The sequence below is a fragment of the Roseibium album genome, from assembly GCF_965233825.1.
Classification (GTDB): domain Bacteria; phylum Pseudomonadota; class Alphaproteobacteria; order Rhizobiales; family Stappiaceae; genus Roseibium; species Roseibium album.
In genome coordinates this window covers 2133334-2157214 of record NZ_OZ247583.1, presented here as the reverse complement: position 1 = coordinate 2157214, position 23881 = coordinate 2133334, and the positions used below count along the sequence as shown (strand labels likewise).

The following is a 23881-nucleotide window of genomic DNA, read 5'->3' as shown; positions in this document are numbered from 1 at the left end:
CAGTTAGAATACATCCTTCGTAACATCTCGATCGGTTCGAACTAACCGCGCATTGTCCTCGATAAATTCCGCAATCTCGATCGCTCCGTTTCTCCATCGAATAGCATGGCATCGCGACCGTATGAATGATTGCTCGTCAGCATCCAGAAGCTGCCTCACCAGGAAACGGGCCTTTCCATCATCCCGATCTCGGCGATACATCAAGCCGCAACCCGTTAGTTCCGCCCATCTTCCTCTAGCAGCCTGCCGGTCCATTTCAGGGGCTTCGTTTGGCACAAAGAGAGTGGGTATGGCTCCAAGGACCTGTTCGTGAAAGGCATTGTAGCCAGCCACGGAAACTGCAGCATCAAATGCACGACTGAACCGGAAACTCGGAAAAAGCGAAATCTGCCGATACCTTGGATTCTCAGAACATTCAGCGCGGACATTGACGAGCGGGGAACAGATATCCAAGACAAACGTATCCGGGTATTCAAGTATTGCGTCTATGATTTCACGGCGCGCCCCTGACAGGTCAAAATTCACACCCGAACCCAATTGCAGGGCAACAACACGGACTTCATCGTCCAGACCCAGTGCCGCACGCGCACTTTCACGGGAAAGACGGGCCGTCGGATCAATTTGCAAAACCGGTGATACGGTGTGCACGGGCACGTTTCCTTGCAAGGTCGGGCCGTGATCAAACGCGTGTGCCAATTCTCCCGGTTCCAATATCAAATCAAAAGACGTTTCCGACTGCATGAATGGCTCATGGAAAGGTGCCCACATCGGTCGACGAACCCACACGGAAATCAGGTCTGGAAACTCCGCAAGAACCTCAGTGACACCACGAAAAACAGCAGTCGCATCATATGCAAGTACCGGAGGTTCAATGAATTTTATCAAGTCATACAGTTCTTCTGCGAGCATCGTGTTCCAGTTCTCTGATGGAACGTCAATTGAGGCGTGATGCGGCAAAAAGAAACTCAGATAGCCTGAATCTTGTACAATGGAATGCGCCTTGGACATTGTTGCAAAAACGGAATTCAAGCCCGACGGAAGTCTGTCGGCAATAGCCATCTGTTGAACCAGATGACCAACACCGATTCCGTTAGAGGAAAGGAATAAAATTGGCCTTTCAGGCAATGGCTGCAGAACTGGAGCACTTGCCGGAGCGGAGCGCACCTGCAAATCAAATCGGGCAAGCCGTTGTTCGTAGGCATCCGCTGAAAAATGACTGGAAACAAATGCGTGCGCACGATCAGATTGTTTTTGATACTCTTCAAGATCCCCTGCAAGTCGATCAACGATGTCTTGCACTTCTCCCGGCTCCGCGTAAATCGCGGCCTCTGCAAAGATCTCGCGAAATGTCGGTGGCAAGATAACAACAAGACCGACAGCCAACGCTTCCAATATCGTGCGACCGAATGCTTCAGACCATTCGTCACTATGAAAATACACATAAAAATCGAGAGACTGCAGGAACTCGGGTATGCCATCCCACGAAAATGGCAGCAGTTCCCAGTTTTGTGGGACTGGCCGATAAAGTTCCTCTAAGTATGGTCCTGCACCAAGCACCCTGACTTTGTATCTGCCTGCATCGTCCGGATATGCCAACAGAGCTTCCGTTCGCCTGTTTGGCCATTTCAATGGATCTGGTCGCGAATGCCGACCGATGACTACAGGGTTCCCGATTTCTCTTGATTTCTTGCGTGGCCAATCGTCCAGAAGAATCAGATTCGTCCAATTTTCTCCTGAAAGCGCGGCGTTTTCCGGCAACGGGCTCCGGAGGCTTCTGCGGACGGTGTCGCTCACCGGCGCGAGGACGACTTCCATGAAGAAGCTGTCAAAGCAATTCTGCACAACGCGATCAATATCATACTGCCGCTCACCCTGACGGTCGTACATGGGGTGATGAAGCACCAGCAGCAGCAACCTGGTACGTATGTTCAGCCGGCAAACCGGTCGGTTTTCCAGGATGTTTGGATGATGAACCAACACCGCTTCGGCTTGCACGTCGGACGTCGGATCGATCCGCTCAACCAATCCACTTTCCAAGAGACTTCGGATCTCCGGGTGCGTGGGAAACGTGGCTGGCAACAAGGGTCCCTTGATCATGAGCAACCCGACCCTGTAACCCGCTCGCACGGCAACCAACATCTCTGTCGCTATTGCGCTGGATGTTCCACCCTCGAACTTGCAGTCTGCGACAAAAAGCAGATCCAGTTGGATGCTCATTTTGAGAACTCGATGTCAGGCGCATTCTCGATGAAACGTTCTATGTTTTGACCGTAGGCGAGGATTTTCTTGGGTTGCCACTTCGAGAGCAGGAGATCCCAACGGTGTTGCAAATAGGTGCGCCATGGCATGGTATCGGAGTGCAGTTTTTGCACAATATTTGAGGGAAGATATTCGAATACAACTCCTCTCTTCATAAAAGCTGAAAAATCGGCGCAGTCAGTTACAAATACCAGGCGACTTGTTTTTGAATATCTTTTCGAGGTTACGGCGATAATTTCGTCGATCATCTCCTGCTCGACCGCAAAGATGGAGACAATTACAACAGGTTTTTTCTTGTCGTGAACGCACAATTCCCTTTTCGCCTCATCCGCTGTTTCTGCTTCCGGACGGCGAGAAAACAAACTACGAAGCCCTTGCAATTTTGTCCCCTTTTCGCTTGGAGTCACCGGTTTCATGAGCCACAAACAGTTTTTCGGAATTTGACCACTCAGTTATTTCCTTTAACGCAAACAATTCCTGCTCTGTTTTCTTTAAATTTCTCCGAAAACAAACGACTATGGAAGTTACTTCCGAAATCAATTCTATGTTTACATGCAAACATGTAATGCCGCTTTTTTGGGACCCGGCGACAGCGGGCTCCAGAGAACTCAATAGTATTTGGTTTTCTTTCGGCAGGACCAGATTGCATTCCAGAGAGACATCTTCCTTGCTCAATCTGGCCCCAGATCCATGTTGATCGACCTTCGCATCGGTGAAAACTCTCCAAACTGCCGAACCGGCTAACTTGCTTGATCCGGAAACCGAAGCCTGATTTGGCACAAGTTCGTCCCGGATCCACAGTGCGTCGTCAGACAACAGAACACCGCGCCTGTGGCGTAGTCCTGAACCTTCGCTTTCAATTTCAATCGCTGAGATCGCGTAATTTTCATGCCTGTAGCTAAACAACGAACGGGCCCGAGCGTTTTTGGATTGGTCAGCATCACCAATGGAAACGGTGTTATGCGCTTTTGTTTTCGCACGAAAATAGGAAAACCTGTCAGGGCCAAGGTAGCCTTCCCGGCTGTAATCCTCGCGTCCCAGGTCGCACAGGAAAGTCTGGCCGCCAAATTCAAACAAAACGGACCCCAGATCCAAATGCGCGTGATTTACTGAGTTGCTTCCCCTTTTCAGAAACACAAATGCATTGGGTAATGCTTTGGATGAAGACCTGATCACGGTCCCGATGTCTTCGAAATCGACCACATGCGATGTCTTGCAAGTGGTCGCTTTGACAACTGGTCCCGGCCAAACAAGGTCGAACGGATGCGGGCGTCCAGGTGCTGACCGTTGCCACTCTGCAGCGTCGGCATCGCCTGACTTCAATGCCAACCACCCCAAAAACGGTGAGCGTTTCGGGCGAAGAGTGCTATCCCCGTAGTTCACGCTCACTCCCGACGGACAGGTGAGTGACTTGCTGAATTTCCATGATTTCAGCACTCCTTCCGGTAACTCGATCGAGGGCTGAAACAAAGTTGCCAGGACCGAATAGCGGAGTGCCAACTCCCAATAGGACGGCCCTTCTAAATACCCACCATCTGGCCGAAAACCTGAAAAACCGGATCGAATTGCCGAAGACGCCAACTCCAGTAACTCATTGCGTTCCTGCTCCGGCACGCCATGCGCCACGGTGCACGCCAATATCAGACCGGAACAACATACGATGTTCCAATTTTGATGGGCATCAACCCAGAATTCCGATCTGGAAAACTGCTCCCGACCAGGGCGAATGGCAAAAGCAGCGAGCGCCTCATCGACGGCTGCTCGCTCCAGCGCCGTCATATCGCCGGCGAACCACACTCGCCCCAGAGATACCGCGGCCGCCATTTCGGCAACATCTAGAAAATGAGACGGGTTCCAGTCCGAAAACCTTGTAACGGCTTTGATTTCCAGGACTGCTCTTTTGCGAAAAACAGGGTTTGCCGTCAGCAAGGATGCAACAAAAAGAACACTTACCCGACGCATGAGAGAACGGCTAGTTGGCAGCAACACCCGACGTTTTCGTTCAAAGACCCTCTTTATCAGAGGTTTCTTCAATAACCTCAACGCATCCGAAACCACAATCTCGGCCGCGAAGGCGCCAAACGGGTCGCCCTGAGCAAATTTCCGAACGCGAAATGCTGTCTCCGAACTCTGCAGGGAAAAGATTTCAGCGGCGTCCATATCGGTGTACGCCTTCGATATTACACCGTTTCACAACGATCGAAATTTCTTCGGCAAACCAGATCTCAGTAATCCGAGCGACGGGTCTCATTGCTGCGATCCCGTTGTCCGCCGCTGACTCTGGCTGCTCTTTGTGAGTTAATGCTGTTTGTCACCTCAGGGGAACCCGCCTGTGTAATACAACCGGATGTAAGCATCGAAGATGAAATAAAAGCGGCAGCAGACACTACTTTTGTCCAAACAAATTTAGTCATAATAAAATCGCCCGCCCCAAAAAACCACAACATCACGTGAAGTTAGCTTCATGAAATATTCTAGTTTTATTAAAAGCCCAAATTTTCACACCTGTCAATACAATCGGAACGACAAGAGAACCTACACCAAACGGCACGAACCTGAGCTCCCAAGCCATTGTTGGAACAAATCCTTGCGGTTGACGCCACTTTCTTGCCTGATGACGTGTGCAACCCGTTCTTTGAATTTCGTTGCGCGCTAGGCCCTATGCCGTCGTGTTTTCACGCGATGGTTCCAGTGGGACAGGCTTCAAGCAAATCCGGATGCGTAGCGACAAAATGGTTTTGATGGTTCGGCAATGCTCTACCAGCAGCAAAATCCGCCATCCACCAGTAGATCGACGCCTGTGCAGAAGGAAGCTGCATCCGATAGCAGGAACACCGCCGGGCCAACCATCTCGTCAACATTTGCCATTCTGCCCATGGGTGTCTGGGCTTCGAATTCCTTTGTCTGATGCACCATCTCGGGTCGTGTGTTCATCGGAGTCGCAGTATAGCCGGGACTGATGGAATTCACTCGGATACCCTTGCCGACCCACTCCATGGCCATGGACTTCGACATCTGGATTACGCCTGCTTTCGAGGCGTTGTAGTGGACCTGGTTCAGACCCTTGTTGACGATCACGCCGGACATGGACGCTATGTTGACGATTGATCCGCCCTTGCCATGGGCGATCATCGCCCTGGCTTCGGCCTGACAGGAGAGCCAGACACCCTTCATGTTGATGTCCATGAGGGTCTGGTACTGCTCCTCTTCCATGTTCTCACATGGGTTGGCATTCGCAATTCCCGCCGCATTGAGAGCCAGATTAAGCGATCCCAGCCCGGCTTCGGTTTGCGACACTGCATCGGCAAGAGCTTTTGAGGATGTGACATCGGCCGAAATCGACAGGGACCTTCGTCCTGCTCTCGCGATGAGCTCGGCGGTTTGCGCCAATCCGTCATCCGTGCGTCGGTCGAGCAGCGCGACATCCGCACCGCATTGGGCCAACCCGATGGCAATGCGTTGTCCAATGCCGCTGCCGGCGCCTGTAACCATTGCAACACTGCCTGAAAGATCAAACAGTTTCGGCGCATTCAAATCGATGTTTTTCATAAGATACCCCAGCCATCAGGAACGACTTCAGGACATGATCAGACCGCCATCCACATTGATCGTCTGACCGGTGATGTAGTCTGCGTCTTCGCTGGCCAGAAAGGCAATGAGGCCTGCGACATCCTTGCCCTCTCCCGCCCGTTTCATGGGGATGTTCTGGACCCAACTGGCCATCAACTCACCCGGACCGAAATCACCCATCATTTTTCCCCAGACCCGGTCATTGTAGTCCCACATGTCGGATTTGATGATGCCGGGGCAGATCGCATTGACGGTGATATTGTCGAGTGCAACTTCCTTGGCAAGGCTTTGGGTCATGCCCATCACGCCATATTTCGAAGCCGCATAGTGAGGCGTATATATAAATCCGTCTCGGGCCTGTCCGGATGCCATGTTAATCAGCCTTCCACCGCCAGTCTTGCGCATGCGCCGGATGGCTTCCTGGCAACACAAAAATGCCCCCTTGGTGTTGACGTTGAGGTTCAAGTCCCATTCCGCCTCGGTCATGTCCTCGACCCTGGCAATGGTGATAACCCCTGCGTTTTGCACAGACACATCGATTGAGCCGAACTCACGCTCTGCGCGATCATACATCGCGACAACCGCATCGCGGTCGGTTACATCACAAAGAACACCGACCGCCCTTGCACCCATTGCACAAAGTTCGGCTGCTGCGTCCGCGACGGCCTCTTCGACCGACCCGATCACGACATTGGCCCCTTCAGCTGCGAACCTGCCTGCAATGGCAAATCCGATACCTCTGTTGCCGCCGGTGACAACGACGGTCTTGCCCTTGAAACGTTCCATGAAGATTCCTTCGTTGATTTATGGGCCTGAGAACTAGGCCGTCGCCAGTTCCATGACGGAAACGTCGTTTGCTTCCGAATGGTCGAGGATCCCCACCTGCCGTCCGGCCGCCATGACCATGATGCGGTTGGAAACACCCAGCACTTCTTCAAGATCGGAGCTTACAACGACAACCGCGACACCTTGCGCGGCCAGGCCGTGGATCAGTTCATAAATTGAAGATCGCGCTCCGACGTCGATGCCACGGGTCGGCTCGTCGAGCAGAACGACGTCCGGATTTCGGGCGAGCCATTTTGCGATGACTATTTTCTGCTGATTGCCGCCGGACATTTCATTGGCCATCTGGCTGCCAATTCCCTTGACGCCAAATTTCCTGATGTTTTCGCTCGCGAATTTTTTCACCCGCCGGTTCGACATCCATCCGGATTTGCTGACGGATTCGAAGTTGGAGTAGGCGATGTTTTCCTGAATGGAATGATCGAGGATCACGCCTTGAAGCTTGCGGTCCTCGGGAACCAGTATGATGCCGTTGCGAATTGCCTGTCCGGGAGATTTCGGCGTTATATCTTTCCCGTTCAACTCGACGGTTCCCGTCTGAATGGGATCCGCGCCGGCTATGGAACGAACGAGCTCCGTGCGACCGGCTCCAACCAGTCCGGCGATGCCGAATATTTCGCCCTTTCGCACAGAGAAACTCACGTCCCGGAATCGGCCGGTGGGTGAGGTCAAGCCCGACACTTTCAAGACCTGGCTGTCCTCTGGTCTGGCCAGTGGCGGGAACATCTGCTCCATGCTCCGCCCGACCATCGCCTCAACTATGGTGCGGATGGGAACGTCGGCAGTATCGAATTCCTGAACTTTCTCGCCATCACGCATGACGACGATACGGTCGGCAATCTGTTTGATCTCCTCCAGCCGGTGGGAGATGTAGATGATCCCGACACCTTCCGATTTCAATCGTTCGATCTGCTCGAACAACAGCTTTGTTTCTTCACTGCCCAGCGCAGCCGTCGGCTCGTCAAGTATGAGAAGTTTCGCATTCAACGTCAGCGCCTTGGCAATCTCGATCAACTGCTGACTGGCCGTCGAAAGTCCTTCCACGGGACGGCGCGGGGAAATTTCAAGACCGAGGCGTTTCAGCCCTGCCTGTGCACGCCGATCCATTTCTCCGCGGTCAAGCCGACCTGCCTTCATGGGATATCGGCCGACAAAGATGTTCTCTGCAATCGACAGGTGCGGCAGAAGCATTAACTCCTGGTGGATCATCGCGACCCCTGCATCAATTGCGTCGCGCGGGGTGGCAGGTGCGTAAGGTGCACCCAGCCAGGTCATCTCGCCTGACGACGGAAGGATCGTCCCGGAGATGATATTCGACAAAGTAGATTTTCCAGCGCCATTTTCGCCAAGAAGCGCCACGACTTCTCCGGCTGCAACGTCCAGATTGATCCCGTGCAGAACTTCAATCGATCCAAAGGATTTATGAATGTTCCGAAGGGAAAGAACCGGATTCTTGCCGTCGATCGTCATGGCGCTGCTCATGCTAATGCCTTGTTGGCTCAAAAGGCCTTAAGGGTGCTTTTCAACAAACTTCGCAGCGTCGTCGCATGTTGTCAGCACGGCATTCGGAATCTGGCGTGCAGGCACCGACGCGTCATTTGCGACCGCAATGGCAGAGTTCACCGCCAGAACACCCATGGCCTGTGTACTTTGCGTCGCAGTCACGATGAACGGGGTGTCACACGCCACAAGCGACTCCAGCGCGGCACCGTCGCCGTCATATCCGCCGACCACGATCTGATCGGCAAGGCCTGCGACCTCGACGGCCTTTGCAGCGCCCATGGCCAGGCCGTCAGCCTGCCCAAAGATGATGCTGATATCAGGATTTGCCTGCAACATGTTCTGGGCAATCTGAAAGCCCTCGTCCGGTGACCACTGCTGGCTCCACTGCTGAGCAACAAGCTCGACGCCAGGATTCTCGTCGATGGCCATCTTGCAGCCCTCGAAACGCTGAACTTCGGGAGTCGTTCCTTTCTGGCCATGGATAACGACCATTTTTCCCTTGCCTTCAGCCAGGCCGATAATGTGATCGCAAACCTGATACGCGGACAGAACGTTCTCGCCATAAATAACCGTATCACCGGGAGCGCCCTCAGGCTCACGGTCAACGTTGATGACAGGAATACCCTCCGCGCGCGCAAGGCGGGTCGGAACCGCAGCAGCCGCCGCCCCGGCAGGAATGTAGATGAACGCATCAATTCCTTGCGTGAGCAAATCCTGAACCTGGCTCACCTGTGTGGCGGTATCGTTCTTGGCATCAACAACGATAACTTCAATACCGAGCTTGCCGGCATAGCCCTCCACGCCGAGCTTGATCTGGTTGAAGAAATCAGCCTGCAGGTTGGGAACTGCAAGACCTATCTTCTTGATGCCGACACCTTCTGCCGAGGCGGTTCCTGCTGCAGCAACGAGCGCTGCCGCCGCAATCATGCTTTTAAATGCGGTTTTCATAGAATTCCTGCTCCTCCGTTGGTGGCCCGTTTTGTCTTATGGACCTATTACAAACCCGATAGACGGGCCTTCCTCGCGAGGCCGAAGCCCCTGTCTTATTTGTTTCTGTGCTTGAATGTCTCTGCCGCGACCGCGAGCACGATGACCAGGCCGATAATCACGGCTTGCAAAAACGGTGATACGCTCAAGAGATTCAGCCCGTTTCTGAGAACGCCTATGATCAAGACACCGATGATCGTGCCCCCGACACCACCGGTGCCGCCGGCAAGGCTCGTTCCACCAATGACGACGGCCGCGATTGCGTCGAGTTCGTATGCGACGCCTGAACTTGGCTGCACCGCGTCAAGGCGCGCTGCCAGAAGAACACCGGCGAGCCCGGAAAGCGCTGCACATGCGGTGTATGTCAGAACTGTCGCCCGCTTGACGTTGATGCCGGCAAGTCTCGCGACTTCCGGGTTCCCCCCGATCGCATAGAGCATGCGGCCACCTTCACGGTAGCGCTGGAACAGCAGCGCCACCACGAAGACGACGAGCATTACTGCAACCGTTGTCGTGAGCACACCGCCATGGCGAATGATGGCACCCATGTTGAACCATGCCGGGAAGCCGATAATCTGGGATCCGTTGGTGATCATGTTCGCCAACCCCCGTGCGATGGACATCATCGCGAGCGTTGCAATGAATGGCGGCACCTTGAATTCGGTAATCAGAAGCCCCGCCACAACTCCCACAAGCGCCGATGCGACGAGTGCACCGCCGATGGAAATGGCCATAGGCAATTCAGCTTCAACATTGAGAAATCCGAGCACCATCATCGACAGCGCAAGCACCGAGCCAACCGAAAGGTCGATCCCCGCAATCAGGATCACAAAAGTCATTCCGACAGCCATGATGCCCAGCACCGTGATCTGGTCGAGAATGTTCAGAAAATTGCGGAAGGAAAGGAAGGAGTCGGTGGCAATGGACAGGAATGCACACAGTAAAATCAGCCCGATCAACGGCCCGGTCGCACCTCCGAACGAAAACGCACCGCGTAAACCGGAAGAGGCCTTGATCATCGCGCTGTTCGTGTCTTCGGTCGATTGCATCCGATCCCCATTCAGACATAGAATAATTATGCAATAATGACTTTATATCCGTAACAAATTGAAAAAAACCTGTCAAGGCAAGGGAATGGCAAAATAGCGCGGCCCCGATTCCCTAATTGCCGCATTCACTCTTGTTGACAATCAGGAATTCTGCATATTAAATAATAGATGCATAAATATGCAGAGGATAGCATGAGTCCCGAAGAACTTCGCAAAATTGCAAACTGGATCCGCAAACGTGATCTGCAGGCTGTCTACGAAGCCGGTGCCGGGCATATTGGCGGAGAGATGTCGGTGACAGACCTGCTCACCGCACTGTATTTTCACACCATGTCTGTCAATCCGGATGCACCGCTGGATCCACAACGGGACAGACTGGTATTGAGCAAGGGTCACACCGCACTTGCGCTTTATGTCACGCTTGCGAAAAAAGGATTTATCCCGGAAAGCGAGATTGCGACATTCCTGAAACCTCACTCACGGCTGAACGGTCATCCGAACCGGACCAAGGTACCCGGAGTTGAAACAAACACTGGGCCGCTGGGTCATGGACTGCCCGTTGCAGTCGGAATGGCGAAAGCTGCGCAGCTGAACGGTGACAGCTGGCGGGTATTCGTGATTACCGGTGACGGGGAAATGCAGGAGGGCTCCAATTGGGAAGCCATCATGGCAGCCGCCCAGTTCAAACTGGACAACCTGACGCTGATCATCGATCACAACCGGCTGCAGCAGGGTGCCAGAGTGGCCGATACCAACAATCTTGCGCCGATTGCTCCGAAAGTTGAAGCCTTTGGCTGGATGGTTGAAGAAATAGATGGCCACGACATGAAGCAGATCTGCAAGGCACTGGCACCGGAAACAACAGAACCTGGCAAACCGAAATGTGTCGTGGCCCACACCAACAAGGGACAGGGCATTTCATTCATGACGGACAATGTGGCCTGGCACCACAAGGTTCCCAATGAGGAACAATTCCGCCAGGGCATGAGCGAGCTGGAAAAGGCGCTGTCATGAGTGCTCCGATTGAAACCTCCAAACTGCACGACTGCCGCGATGCATTTGTATCGACCCTGGAAGCTCTGGGAGAGGCGGACAACAATATTGTTGCCGTTTGCAACGATTCCGTCGGCTCTTCCAAGCTGGGCAATTTCAGGGACAAGTTTCCGGACCGGCTGATCAATGTCGGTATCGCAGAGCAGAACATGGTGGGTGTTGGCGCCGGCCTTGCCAACGGTGGCAAGACGCCTTTCGTTTGCGGTGCCTCACCGTTCCTGACCGGCCGCGCGCTGGAACAGATCAAAGCGGATGTGGCCTATTCGGAAGCCAACGTCAAACTCGTGGGCATCAGCGCCGGCATGGCCTATGGAGAATTGGGCGCAACGCACCATTCGATTGAAGATTTCGCATGGATACGCGCCCTGCCGAATGTACCGGTGATTGCCCCGGCGGACCGCATTGAAACCGCCGCTGCGGTGAAATGGGCGGCAGAAAATGAAGGGCCCTGCTTTCTGAGACTCAGCAGGGTCGGGGTTCCTGATCTGTTACCGGCCGGCCATGTGTTTGAACCCGGCAAGGCGAACAGGCTGCGCGAGGGTGGTGATGTCACCCTGATTGCCAATGGTGTCCTGGCACACCGTGCCTTGAACGCAGCACAGTTGCTGGCGGACCATGGAATTTCCTGCAGAGTGATAAACATGGCCTGCGTCCGCCCTATCGACACCGATGAAATTATCGCAGCCGCATCGGAAACAGGTGCGATCCTGACATGTGAGGAGCACACTATCTTCGGCGGCCTCGGGAGTGCTGTCGCGGAAGTTGTCGTTGACCATCACCCGGTCCCAATGAAACGGTTGGGTGTCCCCGGTGTCTTCGCTCCCACGGGGTCCGCAAATTTCCTGCTCGACGAATTCGGGATGGCTGCGGAAAGTATTGCAGACAGCGCCAGGGAGTTGTTGCGCCGAAAAGGATAACAGATGGCACGCCAGGTGATTCTTGCAATCGATGAAGGTACGACGAATTCGAAGGCGATCTTGATTGATGAGAACGGCAGCATCATCGCGGGCGGATCCGAGCCTGTTCCTATCGAACATCCAAAACCGGGCTGGGTGCAACAAGACGCCAATGCGATATGGCAGGCGACACAACAGGCTGTCACGAGTTGCCTGAACAAGGCGCCCGACGCTGAAGTCACAGCCCTGGGCATTTCAAACCAGCGTGAATCCATCCTGGCCTGGGACAAGAGAACCGGTGAGCCCTTCGGGCCCGTCATCACGTGGCAATGCCGCCGCACGGCGGAGGAATGTGACACGTTGAAAGCCGACGGGCACGAGGCCGACGTGATCACCCGAACCGGCTTGCCTCTTGATCCGCTCTTCCCCCCCACCAAGGCGGCCTGGTTGCTACGGCATTATCCATCTGCGGAAAGGGAAACCTGTATCGGCACTGTCGACAGCTGGTTGATCTGGAAGTTTTCCGGAGGCGCGCTCCACGTCACCGACAGTTCCAACGCTGCCCGGACACAATTGTACAATCTGGCTGAGGCACGATGGGATCCTGCATTGTGTGACTTGTTCGGCATCGATCAGGACATGTTGCCGGCAGTGCATGACTCGTCCCATGTCTTCGGGAAAACACAAGGCGCTGAAGTCATCCCGGACGGCATTCCAATCGCCTCGGCGATCGGGGATTCCCATGCTGCCCTGTTCGGTCATGGAGCGTTTGCCATCGGCGATGGAAAAATAACCTTCGGTACCGGGTCGTCCGTAATGACTACGGTGTCGGAATTTCTTGCTCCGCCACAAGGCATTACGACAACAATCGCATGGTCGATCAACAAGGTCCCAACCTTCGCCTTTGAAGGCAACATCCTGGTGAGTGCGTCGATCCTGCCCTGGACGGCAGAACTCCTGGGCCTGAAAAGCGTCGATGAGTTGCTGGATCTTGCTGCAACCGTCTCTGACACGAAGGAAGTTGCGTTGGTGCCGGCCCATGTGGGACTGGGCTCGCCCCACTGGGATTCGCATGCACGAGGGCTGATCAGCGGACTGTCGTTTGCGGCCGGCCGGGAACATGTGGCATTGGCCGCCGTCCAGAGCATGGCTTTTCAGGTCTGCGATGTCCTTGCAATCATGGAAGACACGTCCAGCAACATTGGACACCTTTATGTCGACGGAGGACCAAGCGGAAATCCCTTCCTGATGCAAATCGTGGCCGACCTGACAAAACGGCCGGTCCTGCCGGGCACCGATACCGAGCTTTCCGCACTGGGAGCCGCCTATCTGGCGGGCCTGGCGACTGGATTCTGGCCCGATATCGACGCGATTTCAAAACTCCCTCGTCACAAGGCGGAGATTCCGCCCCGCATGCCACCGGGCGACTGCGACGCGCTCATCGCGATGTGGAGAAACGCGATTGCCCGCAGCACTCTTAGAGTGTAGTGAATATTTATTCAAAACTGACTGCAGGAAACAACAGATGTCCCGACTAAATGAGCTTCGCATGATATCCCGCGTCGCTCAGATGTATCATGTCGAAGGTCAGCGTCAGGCCGCGATTGCCTCGCATCTGCGGATCTCGCAAGCTACGGTCTCCCGCATGCTGAAACGGGCACAGGAAGAGGAAATCGTCCGCACAACGGTTGTTTCTCCGTCAGGTACATATGGTGACCTCGAGGCACAGCTGAGAGCGGACTTTGATCTGTCCGAAGCGTTCGTTGTTGAATGTTCGGAAGACCGTGATGGCGCGATCATGTCCCGAATTGGCGAGGCGGCTGCGCATTTTCTGGAAGCCACGCTCCAGACCGGCGAAATCATTGGTGTTTCCAGCTGGTCCGAAACCATTTTGAAAATGGTCGACAACATTCATCCCATGAAAAACGGCAAGGCCCGCTACGTGGTTCAGACCATGGGTGGTGTCGGGGATCCAAGGGTACAGGCCCATGCCAACCAGTTGACAACACGGCTGGCAAGACTGACGGGCGCAGAAGCGCATCTTCTGAACACCCCCGGTGTTGCCCAGTCGCGGGAGGCCAAGCTTGTCCTTTTGAGCGATCCTTATGTGCGCGAAACCATGGATCTGTTCAGGAAACTCAGCCTGACCATTGTCGGCATCGGTTCGATTGAACCCTCAACCATGCTTGCGCGCAGCGGTAACGTGTTTTCATCGCGTGAATTGACGGAGGTAAAGGAAGCCGGTGGCGTGGGAGAAATTAGCCTGCGTTTCTTTGATGCCGACGGAAACTACGTGAAAACACCCCTGGATCAACGTGTCATCGGGATGACCCTGGAGGAGCATTCGGAAGTTGACCGTGTTATCGCGCTTGCTGGCGGACAATCCAAGACGAGGGCGATCCGCGCCGCATTGAAAACGGGCGTCATCGATATTCTCATCACCGACAAGTTCACCGCCCGGCGACTGGTCGGGTCCGAACCCTGATATTGCCGCCGGCTCGCGAAGGGCGGATTTTATCATTGCCCGGAAACTCAAACATGCAGCGGAACAAGGTCAGGCTGTCCACACTCAGCTATGCGAACCTTCGCTGTCGGCATTTTACATTCACAAGATCTGCTGACACGTTCGCATGAATGTCGCTCTCGGGCTTTTGCCGCCGGAGGGGAATATCACCTAGAGCGCATCCATTGAATGTTGGTTCGTTTGATGCCGGAAAGCAGGTCACTCGGCAAGGCGCGTCACGAAGGGCGATGCGGTGCATCGGTCAAGTGGCGCAACGCTGCCGATGCGCTGCTTTCCGGCACCCGAAGGGCCGGGCTCTTTCTCCCGCTGACTGCGTTGGCTTGCGCTTGTGGTGGGGTACACCGCTGCACACAAGCCGCCTGGGCAGCCGAAGAAAGCGCGCCGGTCAAATGATCCAACATTCAATGGATGCGCTCTAGCCTGAGAAAGAAGACCGCAGGCACACAAGGGCAAACAAGGGCATACCAGCCACCCGCACCGGACCTGCTCCCGGCTTCACCAGTCTATCCAATACAGGAAAGGACATCATTGAGTGTCCTTCCTCCGAACAAGTCCATCATCCGGCAAATCTGACTGTCCTCTGCCTCGAATTTCGAGGCAGAGGACAGTCAGCATTTTCGTGTCTTGAATCCGGCACGCGTGCAGCCCGCTGGCGTTCTCCAGGTCAATGAGAGCGGAGAACTGTTTAACGCGGAGTAGGCACCAGATCGGTACACGTTGTATCCGCATGATGCCGGTTTGTGGAGCGGACACGGTGCTGATTAAATGAGTTACCGGAAACAGACGATGTACACTGATGTACACTGCGGATGACCCACAAGATCATGTTTCACGAATTGCTGAAAACGAAGCCCTTTGCGCTGCACTGGGCTTGCAAGACAAGACAGCAAGGTCAAACACTGCGATGACCACAACGCCTTGATCAGGCTTAAGTATTTGGCGGGAAACACTCTTGAAGAGTGATGGTGCCAGGAGAGGCATGTGATTTTCGATATAAGTTATTATTTAATATGAGAATTCTTTAGTTCGATTTTCCTAAGACCAACAGAAAGACCAACTTTTCTTACCAATTATTTGTCTCTAACGTCAAAATCCAAGAAATTTTCCTTGGTGAAAAAAGAACACGAGAAACTCTGGCCATAACTTGATGCACAAATTTGTCTTTTCGCACGAACCCGCGTGTGAATGGCAACCCGTATTGGACACCGCGGCATGAAAATGCCATCTCTAATATACTAACTCAATCCCGGCATTAGTCTTGGGCAAGTGTTGGTTTTGATGAAGTAAATTAGCGCAACAAAACTCCGATAATTCGCAACGCTGGTGCTATGTTACGGGACAACATCAGCAGCCGGCGTTTCCGCGGGCGTTGTTTTGACGTGAGATTTGTCGTTCAGATTGGGCGCATTCTGAGCTGGCTGCCCGAAAGAGAATTTGAGTATTTCCTCGAACTGCCTTGCGTATCCGGCGATCAACTCCTTTTTATCACCATTTGCATTCACAATGTCTCGGGCCTCCTCATAATTGCTTTTTTCGTTCCCGAAGAAGTCCTCCAATTTGTGTGGCGGTCGGAATTGGCCCTTCTGCATTCCCTGAGCCAGTATGCAATAGGCATTTTTGGGCTCTAAGGCTTTGTCTGGATCTTCAACCAGTCCCGCAATGTTGCAACTTCTGCCGAGATCTTGATAGTTTCTTTTCCACGTTATCTGCACATATCCGCGTCCGTAGTATTTTGCTCCGTCTACCTTGCTGACGTGTAGCATCCTTTGTGCATCTTTGTGACCGGAGACTTTCTTGCCATTCTTGTAAACAGCCGGACCGTACTTCTCTCCAAAATATTCGCTCTTCTTACCGTTGTACTTCTCCCTTTCCGGTTTAAAAGTGTGCCCGGTTTCATGTTTCACGGTCGCCATCACATAGGCAATTTCTGTTATCGAATTGTAACTGCGATCTTTTTCAATAAAGCTTAGGAACGTTTCGATATTCGCTACCAACTTACTGTTTTTAATTCTCCCAAATTCATTTCTGTATTTCTCGAAGAACCTCTTTCTATCAAAAATGTAATTTTTGTTTTTTAGCACTTTATCGCCAGTTTTATGCTTGGAAGCCCTAGCTTTCATATTAGTTGAATCTGTCATCGCGTCGAAACTCCGTGTTAAAATCCAACCACATCCCGATCAGGTCCCAATAGCAACAAACGGTCCCCAGATCGCCGGGTGCCTGAGATCTTCTTCTTCACTGTTCAGGAGATCGAGCATGGCCTGGCGCAGCGCCTCGTTGATCGACTTTTCAGGCGCCTCGAGCCGGCGCGAGATAATCCGTGGCAGCAAGATTGCCGTTCCCACATCTGAGATGTACCAGTTGCTCGCCAGGACGGTCTTCGCTCCCGAGTGAAAGAACGAGCGGACGAGCCCTGAGAAGCCTGGAGCCCCTGGACGTCCGCTTGAACCGGCTGTGTTGCATGCCGACAGAACCACGAGATCGACATCCATGCTGAGCGCAGCGATTTCGCTTGCGAGCAGGACACCGTCGTCCTCGCGCGTCGGAAAGTCTGGCCGACTGAGCAACAGAGCAGGTTCCTGAATTTCGGGAACTTCGTATGCGAGAACTCCGTGTGTCGCGAAATAGACCACGTCAAACGCGCCATAGTCGGTCTCCTTGACCGTCGTCTCGGAAGCCTCGCGTCCCAGCAGGGTGGTCGTGTTCTCTAACCCCAGCAAGTTCTCGATGTGGATCAGTTCCTCTTCGGTGAAGGGCAGTTCCGGGATGTTCACGCCATCGAGATAGTAGACGCCCGGCTCACGGTTCGCCGATCCCGCGACCGTGCCACGCTTCCCGTCCTGGTCATCGCGCGTCTTATAGTAAGGGTTTCCGAACCCGATGGAGCGCATGGATTCTTTTGCCGACGCGCTTGTCTGGCGGCCGACAAACAGAATGTCGACCGCAGGCACCGTCGTCATCAGCCAGCGCTCCAGCATGAAGGTGTTTTTGCGAACGGCGTCAGTGTCGATCCTGCTAACGAGGATGGAGGGCGGGATGCCCTGCAACTGCGCATCGGCGACATACAAGATCTCGTCGACAGCTTCCAGCGCATCCTGGATGCCGGAAAAAACACACTGCTGAAGACCATGCGAAGACTTAGCATCGAACGTCTTTTCTATTCTGAGTGTCGCGCGGATGTTTTCGACGAGGCTTGTGACGAGTATCGGGTCGCATTGGGAGCGGTTGAAAAGCACCGTCTCCTTCGTGATCAGCAAAACATAGAGGCCTTCCTTGCCGAGAAAGGTCGAAACGACACCCTGCTCCGGTGAAATCTGGTCCTGTGTTTCCTGCACAGTTCGGATACGCGGTGAAAAATAGGCTGCAAATTCCGGGTAGGTGACCTCGATCATCCGATCGATCGCCTCGAGGCGGCTTTCCAGGACATTCAGGCGCTCGGTGAACCGGGTCGTTGCCTCAGTTGTATAGGCAACACCAAAGTTCCGCACATTATGGGAAAAGGATTTGGACAGGGTTCGAATGTCGCGCGAAATCGAACCGCGCTCTTGCAACGCGCTTTTCAGTTCCGCGGACTGCACCTGCGCGCCGACGGCGACCTGTCTCACGGCCTCCGATGCGGTCGAGAACAGCGGAAGCTGAAATGCGAAGAACAGATCATCAAGGTTTATCGGTGGCCCGCCACTTGCGACGGACGCTGCAGCAATCTCCAGATACCTTTCCACATCGTCCCGAACCAGGTTCGTGGCGAACTCGTTGCTATAGGTCGGACGCCGGGAGACCTGCTTCAGGCGCCGTTCGTGGAGCACCAGATTCCTGTGCATCTCTGACGAGGCTTCGTCCCACTGCCCTTGCGCTGCAAGCAGTTTGGCCCTGACGGCGGAAATATTGTGAAAGGCGGTTGGGAACCTCCTGTTCAGTGCGGCGGTCAGTTCACGGGCACGATCCGCATGTCTTTCGGCAGCCTCAAGATCTCCAATATCGGTCTTGGCCTCCGCCAGATTGGTCAGAACCGGGATTTCGTCAATTGAAACGTCCCCTTCGACCTTCGAAAAATAGTCGACCGATTTTTCGAAGGACTCGATGCTTTCCTCCGTTCTCCCCTGCTCGTAAAGCGCCCGGCCATGCCCGTTCCACCTGAGCGCGAACCGGTGATCAGAAACACCTGAGGATACCTGTTGTGAAATAGCCAAGCTGGTGCTGCTGTCTTGCTCGGCATCGTCCAGTCGACCCTGGAGACGCCTAAGCCGGGATCGCTCGGCAAGGGTCCCGGCCAGTGCATCATTTTGCCCATCGTCGACACTTGAGAACACTTCTATAGCGCGCCCGTAAAACCGATCACTCAGTTCAAGGTCGCCAAGTTCCTGGTAGACCAGCCCGAGATTGTGAAAGATCGTACCAAGATTGGTGGCGCGATCAGAGAATATAAGTTCGGCCGCTTCCAGTGCCGCCAGAAACTTGCGTTCCGCGTTGACATAGTCGCCAGAGAACATCGCAGTGCTTGCGGACTGGTTCAAGAATTTAACTGCTTCTTCGCTCTCTGGGATCTGGTCGACAAGCGACTTTAGCTTAGCCAGAGCGGCGTCATGATCGGCAATACGCATCTCGAAAAAGGCCAGTTCGGCGTTGAGAAACTCGGTACCAATCTTGAGACTTTGATCTTGAGAGCAAATTGCAAAAAACGGCCGCTGTTTGAGAGTTCCGAGCTCAGCTTTGACCCGATCGACCTGTGACAATCGCAAACGAGCCTTCAGCGTGTCCAAGAGGATGCGGCACTTCATCAAGGCATTCTGCTGCGTAGACATGTCGAGATAGCCCAACGCATCGTCAAACATTCGAACTGCATCCGTGAATTCGTTCCTGTGGAAATGAAACGTTGCGGTCGTAAAAGCGAGCTGCAGTCCCAGGTCCGGCTGCAAACGAACGACGTCGAGAACAGATGCATTGTCCAAATAACGCTGGGCGGCTGGCCAATCAGCTTGCGCAATGGCGACCTTTGTGGCTGTCAGCAGAAACTGAGCATGATCGGCCTGCTTGACGGTTCCGTCATCGACAATCGAAAGGGCTCGTAGGGTATGGAGTTTCGCCGCCTCAAGACTGCGCGCTTGCAAATGGGCTTTTGCCAGGTCGTTCTCGACGATTGCCACGGTCCAGTGACGATTCCCTGCCAGTGAAGCCATAACAGACAGTGCACTTTCATAAAGCGAAATTGCCTTAGGTATCTGCCCGCGTGTCGCCTGCTCACGCCCTTCTTCAACGGTCTTGAGTGCGGAAAGGAACCGAACGCTCGGATCTTGCTCGTTCGCGCTGCTGCCCGCCGCACAAAGGATGCAGACCGCAAGAAGAGATGCCAAAAGGCATGACCGTTTCCATGCACCGATCATTTGTTCACGCGACCCGTCCGAATGTCTTCAAAAGTTATTTCACTACGGTGCCATCAGCCGCGAACGTGCCCACCGCGTTGTAGTTGCCGCCATTTCCGATCGCAAACTGACCAGCAAGACCATTCGGTGTTCCTGAGGAATTCAAACCGCCTACAAAATTTCCCGAAAGTGTACCTGTGAAGTTATCTGCGGACTTTACAGTGCTTGCGTAAGCGGCTGAGCCTTCAGGACTACCGCTAAGTCCGTCGAAATTGCGACCGTCAAATTGAACAGCGGTACTACCTCTTCTAGTCGCAAAATCAAATGTGTCGGTGAACGTACCACTCGCAACATAGGTGTTGTCATTGTATTTTACGTTCCCGATCAAGTGGCCGTCGTAGCGCACAGTTCCTTTGCCTTTAAAGCCACCATCAACAGGTGCACCGGTCGCGAACGTGCCCATATGAACGTGGTGTGCATTACCTTTCTCATCAAACGCATCACCGAAGAAAAATCCCCACTGCACGTGTTTGTAATCCTTGGTGCGGGCAGCTTCGAACTCAGAATTGTTGCTTGGCAAACCTTCCTTGACAAAGTCGCTTGATACAAAGGTTATATTCTCTTGGCTTTTGGTCACGTCATCTTCATCACCAATTGAATAACCTCGGTTGAAATTCATCACGTCAAACTGTGAGGAAAGCGCGAAAAGGCTGTTGGAGATGTAGACGCTCCCAGCTGCGTTGGCCTGAGCAGTCGGGACTTCACTCTTTGTGCCTAGATTAATCGTAACCGCCGCGTCTTCAGCGAACATGTTCAAGTCGACAGTTCCGCCGATGGTATTGATGTCGCCATCCGCCTGGTAAATCGTTAAATTCGGTACAGTGTTAAATCCCTCTGAGTTGGAAGTTGAAAATATCCCATTCTGCGACGTCACACTATAAACTGATGAGATGCTGACAACGCCATCTGCAGGCTTATCAGGATTACTAGAGCTTTCAACGACGCCAACTGCGAATCCTTCTGCGACAATTCCCTTGTCTGCTGCCTCGTTAAGCTCAGCCGGTTTAGTAAAGCTCCGAGGATCGTGTCCAACGTTTTCGGTGAAATCAAGGTTCAAGCCACCGACTGCAGTCGCTAAACGAAGCAACCCGTATTGGAAATCTCTTTCGGGGCCTGTTCCTACGGCAAACTCAGCTCCGCCAGGAATGACATTATCTGTAGGCACGCCAAGCTCTTCGGACAATTTCACTCCATCAGAGACCACTTCTGTAATTTCGTTGCCAAATTCACCGAAGTTCTCAAGCACCAGAAAGCCAAGCCCTCCGTCGCCAGGTGAAGCCGGGTTGCCCCCTCCAGCGGCAGTGCTGAAGATACCAGACGTAAAAGAAACCGATCCTTCTCGTGCATCAGCAGTTAGTTTGCCCGATGTCGAACCAACTGTGCGACCTGCAGCAAAAACATCTGCCGAAACAACGGCGTCAGAATCTGTGATCTTTTGTAGTTCTGTTTGCGAATTCAGAATGACGGTTTTGCCATTCTCTTGGCGCGTGAAAACGTAACTCAATTGGCCAATCGTTGCAGAAATCGAAGAGTCTTGTATGCGACCTTGGCCCTCGCCGGTTTCGTTTACAAGAAAATCGAAATGCGCAAACACGCTTGGGCGATGAAATTTTTCATCACCTTCTGGTGACACTACCAAAATCCCTGTGTCAACGACTTGCTCTTGCTTTCCTGCCCTGAATGTTTCGAAACTCTGAAACCCACGAATGCCACTGGAAATCAAGGGGGACAGATCAGACGTCGCCCCCAAAATTGAATGACCGTTGGCTTTAGGATTAAGAGAAAGGCTATTTGCCGAGCTAACTGGGAACCCTTCGTCGTCGAATTTGAATTGTATCGAATCCAGACCCGGACTTAAAAAGTAGCGAATAACTCGCGCGTTAGCATCAAAATCTTGTGTAGTTTCAATCTCGTTTGCGATGGCCGAGCTTTGCGTGCCAGACAATTCCTTGACTGCACCATTCAAATCACCGTACCCAACCACTATGTTGTTTCCAATAGCATCCTCAAATAACCCAATCGTGTCTGTAAATATAAATTTGTCTTCATTGAATACTAAGTCAGTTTTATAGGCTACTATTGGATTTATCGAATTCCCGAGCAGATTTGCGTTCTCTAAATCTATCTGCGTCGTGATTGCATCTCTGATGAAAACAGGAGAAATTTTTTCTCCAATTCCAGAAGTCAATATTTTTCCTCTGTACCGCTCATCTAGATCGCCTCCAACTAAAAAAAGTTCAGCAGAATTGCCAAAAGAATCGCCCCCTTCCGCAGCATATATTTCAACTATATCTGGATAAAATGGCGGTTTTTCTTCGTTGTATTGATAGATATTCTTCCCGGTAAAAATACTCGTCCCTTCAATTTTTGCGTCAACAGGTCTAGGTTGACCTGACATCACGATTGAGAACAAACCTTCGGTTTCAATCCCGATGCCAGTATTGGCAAATCCAGCGCCAAGTGAATCGGATTGCACAAAACCCCCAGGCCCAAGAGCCGACTGCAATTTATCTACCGTCAAGTCGTCATTGGAAAACCCGCCACCCCCACTGTTCAAAAAGACCAAACTTCTATTTGTGGTCGACGCAGTGGTAGCACTATTAATATCGTTTAGTAGACTTCCGTTGCGTTTCTTGTAAAAATCTTCTGTATTTTCTAAATAATTTCGAAATAAAACAAGCTCTGAATTCGGATCAAAACTAGCCCTTACAGTAGAGCCCATTACTGTAAATTGATCGTTTATAAACACATCTAGAAGAGTAATGTTGTTTAGACTGGCCCGATTGCTTGTGACTTGGGAGGCATCAAAATTACTGCCGTTGGCTATATTGTCGAAGCTCACACTTAAAAGCGAAATTTGCGGCGGTTCTGCAATCACTGGCCCAACCGCTGCAGGCGTCGGGATAACCGGCGTCACCTGCCCCGTCTGGTCATCAACTGTAATCGGATTGTTCACGTTGACCGGATCATCGAACCCGTTTGTACCGTCTTCCTCATCAGCCGCCGCCAGATTGACAGGCTCGTCGGCGAGACCCGGATCGCCGGATTGCTGCTGTTGTGAGGAAGACGAATTGATGCTGCCGGTCGTGATGTTGTCGTCATCGGGCCCCGCAGGCGGCAGGCCGTTCGCGGTCTGATTGTTGCCTGCACTAGCGCGCGGCAGAACCCGGACCGGGACCACGCTGATCTTCAGGAGAGCAAGATCGTTCTGGATTTCCCTTTGATCCACACGTGCCGGCCGTGTCGGGCTGCCGCCATTGGACGTCGTCTTGAAGCCGGGACGGAAGATCCGCTTGCTCCGGTTGTTGCTCGTGAAGGTGAAGCCCGCGCCATTCAGCAGATGTGCTTTTGTCTCACCACCGCTGACGGCAACGAGCGCCGTTCCGGCGTCAAGCGCAATGCTCGCCTGGGGCGTTTCGATGGTGAAGGTGTTCCGGTTGTTCGCCAGACCGCCGGATATCCGAACCGTGCCGTTATTGATCTTCAGCCTCAGCGAACCGTCATTGCCGCCATTGTAGGTGAAGGAGACGATATCGATGCTGGCGCCCGGCGACAGGGTAATCACCGTTCCGTCTTCAAGCAGCACTTCGGTAACGTTGTTGCTCGGGGCGGTAATACGGCGCGAGGTGACGTTCTTGCCTTTCACGCTCTTGACCACGGCGGCCTCTGCCGGCCCCCCCACGACAACAGGCGCCACCAGCAGCGCAGCTGCAACCAGCGCCCCCACAGAAACGGCGGACATAAAGGAAGTTCTCTTTTGCCGGAAAGTCATCTTCA

At 53.2% G+C, this 23881-nt stretch carries 16 protein-coding genes; 5 read left to right on the top strand and 11 right to left on the bottom strand.

What is annotated here, in order from left to right:
* Nucleotides 1–3 precede the first annotated feature (3 nt).
* The 8 genes from ACO6TI_RS10050 to ACO6TI_RS10015 form a co-directional block, all read right to left on the bottom strand.
* Entirely contained in the window at nt 4–1914 is a 1911-nt protein-coding gene (locus ACO6TI_RS10050; RefSeq protein WP_422384868.1) for a glycosyltransferase, read from the bottom strand.
* Between the two features lie 299 nt (nt 1915–2213).
* On the bottom strand, nt 2214–2639 hold the full coding sequence (locus tag ACO6TI_RS10045) for a hypothetical protein (RefSeq protein WP_159100677.1): 426 nt from the start codon (nt 2637–2639) through the stop codon (nt 2214–2216).
* Complete coding sequence (locus ACO6TI_RS10040) at nt 2623–4419, bottom strand: heparinase II/III domain-containing protein (RefSeq protein ID WP_422384867.1); 1797 nt, start codon at nt 4417–4419, stop codon at nt 2623–2625. Before ACO6TI_RS10040 ends, ACO6TI_RS10045 begins: the two co-directional genes overlap by 17 nt.
* A 597-nt stretch (nt 4420–5016) precedes the next feature.
* Nucleotides 5017–5808: an SDR family oxidoreductase gene (locus ACO6TI_RS10035; protein WP_055119710.1), complete on the bottom strand. Its 792-nt coding sequence runs from the start codon at nt 5806–5808 to the stop codon at nt 5017–5019.
* Nucleotides 5809–5835: 27 nt separating this feature from the next.
* Complete coding sequence (locus ACO6TI_RS10030) at nt 5836–6615, bottom strand: SDR family NAD(P)-dependent oxidoreductase (RefSeq protein WP_196880311.1); 780 nt, start codon at nt 6613–6615, stop codon at nt 5836–5838.
* Between the two features lie 33 nt (nt 6616–6648).
* Nucleotides 6649–8154 carry a sugar ABC transporter ATP-binding protein gene (locus ACO6TI_RS10025; protein WP_282045450.1) on the bottom strand — a complete coding sequence of 502 codons (1506 nt, stop codon included), beginning with the start codon at nt 8152–8154 and terminating at the stop codon, nt 6649–6651.
* A 27-nt stretch (nt 8155–8181) separates the two neighbouring features.
* Nucleotides 8182–9123, bottom strand: coding sequence for a substrate-binding domain-containing protein (locus tag ACO6TI_RS10020; protein ID WP_029062047.1), 942 nt, complete (start codon nt 9121–9123; stop codon nt 8182–8184).
* A gap of 95 nt (nt 9124–9218) precedes the next feature.
* Nucleotides 9219–10181, bottom strand: a complete 963-nt coding sequence (locus ACO6TI_RS10015) for an ABC transporter permease (protein ID WP_055119854.1) — start codon at nt 10179–10181, stop codon at nt 9219–9221.
* Nucleotides 10182–10403: 222 nt separating this feature from the next.
* Between ACO6TI_RS10015 and ACO6TI_RS10010 the strand changes: the two genes are divergently transcribed.
* The 5 genes from ACO6TI_RS10010 to ACO6TI_RS09990 all read left to right on the top strand — a co-directional run bounded on the left by ACO6TI_RS10010 (nt 10404) and on the right by ACO6TI_RS09990 (nt 15077).
* On the top strand, nt 10404–11225 hold the full coding sequence (locus ACO6TI_RS10010; RefSeq protein WP_108873424.1) for a transketolase: 822 nt from the start codon (nt 10404–10406) through the stop codon (nt 11223–11225).
* Nucleotides 11222–12181 carry a transketolase family protein gene (locus ACO6TI_RS10005; RefSeq protein ID WP_055119704.1) on the top strand — a complete coding sequence of 320 codons (960 nt, stop codon included), beginning with the start codon at nt 11222–11224 and terminating at the stop codon, nt 12179–12181. The genes ACO6TI_RS10010 and ACO6TI_RS10005 overlap by 4 nt, the downstream gene beginning before the upstream one ends.
* Nucleotides 12182–12184: 3 nt before the next feature.
* Complete coding sequence (locus tag ACO6TI_RS10000; protein WP_422384866.1) at nt 12185–13648, top strand: FGGY family carbohydrate kinase; 1464 nt, start codon at nt 12185–12187, stop codon at nt 13646–13648.
* Nucleotides 13649–13685: 37 nt separating this feature from the next.
* Nucleotides 13686–14645 carry a sugar-binding transcriptional regulator gene (locus ACO6TI_RS09995; RefSeq protein WP_055119700.1) on the top strand — a complete coding sequence of 320 codons (960 nt, stop codon included), beginning with the start codon at nt 13686–13688 and terminating at the stop codon, nt 14643–14645.
* A 207-nt stretch (nt 14646–14852) separates the two neighbouring features.
* Nucleotides 14853–15077, top strand: coding sequence for a hypothetical protein (locus ACO6TI_RS09990; protein WP_055111745.1), 225 nt, complete (start codon nt 14853–14855; stop codon nt 15075–15077).
* 938 nt (nt 15078–16015) lie between these two features.
* Here the strand turns inward: ACO6TI_RS09990 and ACO6TI_RS09985 are convergent.
* From ACO6TI_RS09985 to ACO6TI_RS09975, 3 genes are all read right to left on the bottom strand, one after another.
* Entirely contained in the window at nt 16016–16822 is an 807-nt protein-coding gene (locus ACO6TI_RS09985; RefSeq protein WP_422384865.1) for a glycoside hydrolase family 19 protein, read from the bottom strand.
* Nucleotides 16823–16861: 39 nt separating this feature from the next.
* Nucleotides 16862–20035 (bottom strand): CHAT domain-containing protein, encoded by a 3174-nt coding sequence (locus tag ACO6TI_RS09980; protein WP_422384864.1) that lies wholly within the window; start codon nt 20033–20035, stop codon nt 16862–16864.
* A gap of 64 nt (nt 20036–20099) precedes the next feature.
* Nucleotides 20100–23876 (bottom strand): FecR domain-containing protein, encoded by a 3777-nt coding sequence (locus ACO6TI_RS09975; protein WP_422385306.1) that lies wholly within the window; start codon nt 23874–23876, stop codon nt 20100–20102.
* Nucleotides 23877–23881: the final 5 nt, after the last annotated feature.

Bases quoted from the DNA above. Each gene is read 5' to 3' on its own strand.
- ACO6TI_RS10040 (WP_422384867.1), bottom strand. From the start codon at position 4,419: ATGGACGCCGCTGAAATCTTTTCCCTGCAGAGTTCGGAGACAGCATTT.
- ACO6TI_RS09985 (WP_422384865.1), bottom strand. From the start codon at position 16,822: ATGACAGATTCAACTAATATGAAAGCTAGGGCTTCCAAGCATAAAACT.
- ACO6TI_RS09975 (WP_422385306.1), bottom strand. From the start codon at position 23,876: ATGACTTTCCGGCAAAAGAGAACTTCCTTTATGTCCGCCGTTTCTGTG.
- ACO6TI_RS10010 (WP_108873424.1), top strand. From the start codon at position 10,404: ATGAGTCCCGAAGAACTTCGCAAAATTGCAAACTGGATCCGCAAACGT.
- ACO6TI_RS10020 (WP_029062047.1), bottom strand. From the start codon at position 9,123: ATGAAAACCGCATTTAAAAGCATGATTGCGGCGGCAGCGCTCGTTGCT.
- ACO6TI_RS10035 (WP_055119710.1), bottom strand. From the start codon at position 5,808: ATGAAAAACATCGATTTGAATGCGCCGAAACTGTTTGATCTTTCAGGC.
- ACO6TI_RS10025 (WP_282045450.1), bottom strand. From the start codon at position 8,154: ATGAGCAGCGCCATGACGATCGACGGCAAGAATCCGGTTCTTTCCCTT.
- ACO6TI_RS10005 (WP_055119704.1), top strand. From the start codon at position 11,222: ATGAGTGCTCCGATTGAAACCTCCAAACTGCACGACTGCCGCGATGCA.
- ACO6TI_RS10000 (WP_422384866.1), top strand. From the start codon at position 12,185: ATGGCACGCCAGGTGATTCTTGCAATCGATGAAGGTACGACGAATTCG.
- ACO6TI_RS10015 (WP_055119854.1), bottom strand. From the start codon at position 10,181: ATGATCAAGGCCTCTTCCGGTTTACGCGGTGCGTTTTCGTTCGGAGGT.
- ACO6TI_RS10030 (WP_196880311.1), bottom strand. From the start codon at position 6,615: ATGGAACGTTTCAAGGGCAAGACCGTCGTTGTCACCGGCGGCAACAGA.
- ACO6TI_RS09990 (WP_055111745.1), top strand. From the start codon at position 14,853: ATGTTGGTTCGTTTGATGCCGGAAAGCAGGTCACTCGGCAAGGCGCGT.
- ACO6TI_RS09995 (WP_055119700.1), top strand. From the start codon at position 13,686: ATGTCCCGACTAAATGAGCTTCGCATGATATCCCGCGTCGCTCAGATG.